5 protein-coding genes are annotated in these 4,401 nt (G+C 58.0%); all 5 read right to left on the reverse strand.

What is annotated here, in order from left to right; translation table 11 throughout:
• On the reverse strand, positions 1-692 hold a 692-nt coding region (locus Q1J88_RS12720), incomplete at its 3' end, for a flagellar basal body P-ring protein FlgI (RefSeq protein WP_301118108.1).
• A 34-nt stretch (positions 693-726) separates the two neighbouring features.
• A complete protein-coding gene (locus Q1J88_RS12725; protein ID WP_301118104.1) occupies positions 727-1,416 on the reverse strand; it encodes a flagellar basal body L-ring protein FlgH in 690 nt (229 codons plus the stop codon).
• Positions 1,416-2,201 (reverse strand): flagellar basal-body rod protein FlgG, encoded by a 786-nt coding sequence (gene flgG / locus Q1J88_RS12730; RefSeq protein ID WP_301118105.1) that lies wholly within the window; start codon positions 2,199-2,201, stop codon positions 1,416-1,418. The genes Q1J88_RS12725 and flgG overlap by 1 nt, the downstream gene beginning before the upstream one ends.
• 49 nt (positions 2,202-2,250) lie before the next feature.
• The gene (gene flgF, locus Q1J88_RS12735; protein ID WP_301118106.1) at positions 2,251-2,994 is read right to left on the reverse strand and encodes a flagellar basal-body rod protein FlgF; all 744 of its coding nucleotides are present in this window, start codon (positions 2,992-2,994) and stop codon (positions 2,251-2,253) included.
• A gap of 8 nt (positions 2,995-3,002) precedes the next feature.
• Positions 3,003-4,292: a flagellar hook protein FlgE gene (gene flgE / locus Q1J88_RS12740; RefSeq protein ID WP_301118107.1), complete on the reverse strand. Its 1,290-nt coding sequence runs from the start codon at positions 4,290-4,292 to the stop codon at positions 3,003-3,005.
• Positions 4,293-4,401: the final 109 nt, after the last annotated feature.

A 4,401-nucleotide genomic window follows, 5' to 3' on the forward strand; every position in this document is an offset into this window, starting at 1 on the left:
GACGGATCGGTTGGCGCCCGCAGCTGCACGACGCGCGCGTCGGTAGACATGGCGGTGCCGGGGCCAAAACGCTTGTTCAATGCGTTAACCACTGCCTGCGTAGCACCGAAATCATTGTGGTTCAGCTCCAGTCGGATGACGCCATCGCGTGCGAACGTGGTGGGCACAGAGCGCTCAACAACAGCACCATTGGAAATGATCCCGCCATTCAAGGAGTTGACCTGCACGCTAGAACCGCCTGCTTCTGCTCCTGCGCCACCGACAAGAATATTGCCCTGAGCAATGGCATATACCTGGCCGTTCGCACCCTTCATGGGCGTCATCAGCAGCGTGCCGCCACGCAGGCTCTTGGCATTACCCATGGCGGAAACGACGACATCAAGGGTTTGGCCCGGTTGCGCAAATGCCGGCAGGTTTGCCGTAACCATTACTGCGGCCACGTTACGTACCTGCATGTTGGTGCCCTGGGGAACCGTGATGCCCAGTTGCGAAAGCATATTGGTCAAGCTTTGCTGGGTGAACGGTGTTTGGCGGACCTGATCGCCGGTTCCGTCCAGGCCCACGACAAGCCCGTAGCCCACGAGAGGGTTGGACCGCACACCCTGGATGGTGGCGAGGTCCTTGATGCGTTCGGCCATGGCCGGGGCAGCCAGGCCTGCGCACAGCAGCGCGGTGGCTGCGGCGTGCCACATTTTCTGCCAGCGAAGCTTGGAGCGATTGATCATGTCAGAACGGAGAAACATTGAGGAAGAAACGCTGCAGCCAGCCCATGGTCTGGACTTCGTCCATCACGCCTTTGCTCCGGAATTCGATCTTGGCGTCGGCGACCTGGGTGGAAGCAACTGTGTTGTTGCCGGAAATAGAGCGTGGGTCCACCACGCCGGAAAAGCGCAGATACTCGCTACCCCGATTGATGGCGATTTGCTTGTCGCCGGCAATCTGCAGGTTGCCATTGGGCAGCACGCCCACGACGGTAGTGGTGAGAGTACCCGTGAACAGATTGTTCGCGCGGGTCGAGCCGGTACCGTCCATATTGTTGCTGCCGGACACGTTGAATTCTTGATCGGGGCTCACGTTGCCCGGAAGAATTGTCGGCACGGCGCCCCAGCCCAGTGTTGCGCCACTTGTCCGTTCAGTGGACGTGCCTACGCTCTTCTGCGCGTTCGTCTTTTCCTGAATCACGACCGTGACAATGTCGCCGACATTGCGGGGGCGACGATCTTCGAACAAGGGGTAGTTGCCATAAGCCGTGGGCTGATAAATAGAGCCATTTGGCACGGCATCGGGCATGGCGTAAGGTACCGGCGGTTCCGCCGTCAGGGGCCCCGTCACAATGGGTTCGGGAGGAATCATGGCGCAGCCACTGAGGGCTGCCACCAGAGCAATTGCTGCGTAACGGCGGAAAAGGGAAAGCATCAGAGTTGCGAGAGACGGTTCAGCATTGCATCGGAGGTCTCGATGGACTTGCTGTTCATTTCATAGGCGCGCTGAGTGGTGATCATGTTCACCAGTTCCTCGGCCACATTGACGTTCGACGTTTCGATGTATTCCTGCAGAATGGTGCCAGCGCCATCCAGCCCGGGTTGAGCGAAGTTGACCGGGCCCGATGCATCGGATTCCAGGTACAGGTTCTCGCCCATGCTGTGCAGGCCGGTGGGGTTGATGAACGTAGCCAACTGCAGCTGGCCAACTTCCACGTTTACACCCGGTGCACCGGCCTGAGTAACGGAAACCGTGCCGTCACGGGCAATGGTGACGCTGAGCGCATTGTCGGGAATATTGAGCGGAGGTTGAACAACATAACCACCAGCGGTCACGATTTGACCATCTTGGTTGACCTGCAGGCTGCCATCACGGGTGTAAGCCAGTGTGCCATCGGGCAGTTCAACTTCCAGAAAACCCTTGCCCTGAATGGCGATATCAAGGCTGTTGCCGGTATTGTTGAGGTTGCCCTGGGTGTGGATGCGCTCAGTGGCGACGGTGCGAACACCGCTACCAACTTGCAGACCAGAAGGCAATTGGTTGGCCGCACCCACTTGAGCGCCCGGTTGCCGGATGGTTTGGTACATGAGGTCTTCAAAGACCGCACGGGTGCGCTTGAAACCTGCCGTGCTGACGTTGGCCAGGTTGTTCGAGATCACATCCAGGCTGGTCTGTTGAGTTTCCAGCCCGGTTTTGCCGATCCAGAGGGAGCGTATCATTTCCTGTTTCCTATCTGGCCCCACAGGGCCGGTTCAAGCTGAGATTCGTTTATTGCGCTGAAAGAATGCCGTTGGCACGTTCCGCGTTGGTCTTGGCTTCCTGAATCACGCGCATCTGCATATCGAAAAGCCGAGCGTTGGCAATCATGCTGACCATGGCCTCGGCCGGGTTCACATTGCTGCGTTCCACGAAACCCGACACCAACCGAACTTGTGGATCGGCCGGCGCGGGTTGCCCTCCGGCCAAACGGAACAGACCGTCCTCGCCGCGCACCAGTTGCCCGGCGGGCGGGTTCACCAACTTCACTTGGCCGATATTCTGAATGTCGTTGGGGTTATCGCCCGCACCGATTACAGAGATTTGGCCGTCATCCGAAAACGTGAGCGTGCCGCGTTCGGGGATTTCGATAGGCGCGTTCTCTGCAGACAGCACGGGCATCCCTGATTGCGTCACCATGACGTTGTCGACATTAATGCCGAACTCCCCTGCCCGCGTATAGGCTTCGCCATCCGGCGTCTGAACCGCGAACCAACCTTCTCCACGAATGGCGAGGTCGAGGGCATGACCGGTTTCGGCCATGGCACCCTGCTGATAGCTGCTTGCCGTGCTGGCCGTTGCCGTGCTGACGCGCGTGGGCAGCGCATTGTGCCCCTGCAGCGGTACAGCACGGTAAATGGCCAATTCCTCGCGAAACCCTGCCGTGCTTGCGTTCGCAAGGTTGTTGCTGACGATGCTCTGGTGCTCCAGCACCCGAGAAGCGCCCGACGCGGCGGTATAAACGATGCGGTCCATTCAGACGCCTATCGAATGTTCAGCAGGTTCTGCATCATCTCGCTTTGCGTCGTGATGGACTGTGCGTTGGCCTGGTAGGTACGCTGCGTGATGATCATGTTCACCAGTTCGGTACTGATGTCCACGTTGGACTCTTCCAGTGCCTGGCTCATGAGGTTGGACAGGCCGTTCTGTCCGGGTCGGCCAAGCCGAGGCGCGCCGGAGTCCGGGGACTGTGCCCAAGCATTGCCACCCACCGGGCTCAAACCCTGCATATTGGGAAAGTCTGCCAGCACGATATAACCGACTTCGAGCATTTCACCGTTGGTGTAGTTAGCGACGACTGTGCCGTCAGCAGACACGCCCATGCTGGCGTATTCACCGGTGGGGTAGCCATCTTGTACGAACTGATAGTTGAAGGGCCCGCCAAACTGGGTGGCTTCCTCGTAGTTCACCGGAATCACGAGTGGCTCAGCGCCCGTGATGTTGAAGGTGAGCGTAGTCCTGCTGGTATCTGTAGTAATGGGCGGAGTTGCGTCGGGGTCGGGCTTAACAATTTCCCCATTCGACTTGAATTTGATCTTGTGCTCTTGCCAGTCGGCCGGAATCTCCGAGCCCAGTTGGTAGAACACTGACCATTCATTCTCGCCGGTCTTCCTGAAGTACTGTGTAAGCTGGTGTTCCCGACCCAGAGAGTCGTAAACCGTCATGGGCACAGACATGTTGTAGGAGGAAGGATCGGGAACCTTCGGTGCATTCGGTGCCGTCGACAGGTTCGGAAATACGATCGTGGCGTCGATGGGGTCAGCCTTTGCGTCCAGGTTCATCGCCCTGGCCAAAACCCCGGATTCCGGATTGTTCTCAATATTCGAACCCGTGGCCAGGGGTGCAATATTGCCGGTGGGCAGGCGAATGGGTTCAGGCTGGAGGCTGTATGCGCCGGTTTCCTGATTCAACACGTAGCCGGTAAGGAAGTGACCCTGCGCATTTGTCAGATAGCCTTCCTTGTTAGGCGAAAACTCACCATTACGGGTGAAGAAAACGGACCCGCTTGAATCAACTACACGGAACAAGCCCGTGCCGCCGTCGATCGCAATATCAAACTGCCCGCCGGTCACCGACAGGTTGCCCACGGTGAAATCCTGATTCACACCAGCGATCTGCGTACCGAGACCGACCCGCGAACTTGCGTAGACGTCAGCAAACGAGACGCTGGAGGATTTGAACCCGACCGTGTTGGAGTTGGCGATGTTATTGCCAATGACGTCGATTCTCTGCGCTGCTGCCTTGAGACCGCTAAGACCCTGACCGAAACTCATGTTTCAACCTCGTATTGATATGGTGTTTATTCATTAGGCCGCGCTCATGGCGCGGCATGCATTACATGATCTTGCGTACGTCGGAAAGCAGATAGGAACCTGCCAGGCC

This window comes from Pusillimonas sp., from assembly GCF_029263785.1.
In the GTDB taxonomy this organism is placed as follows: Bacteria; Pseudomonadota; Gammaproteobacteria; order Burkholderiales; family Burkholderiaceae_B; genus Pusillimonas.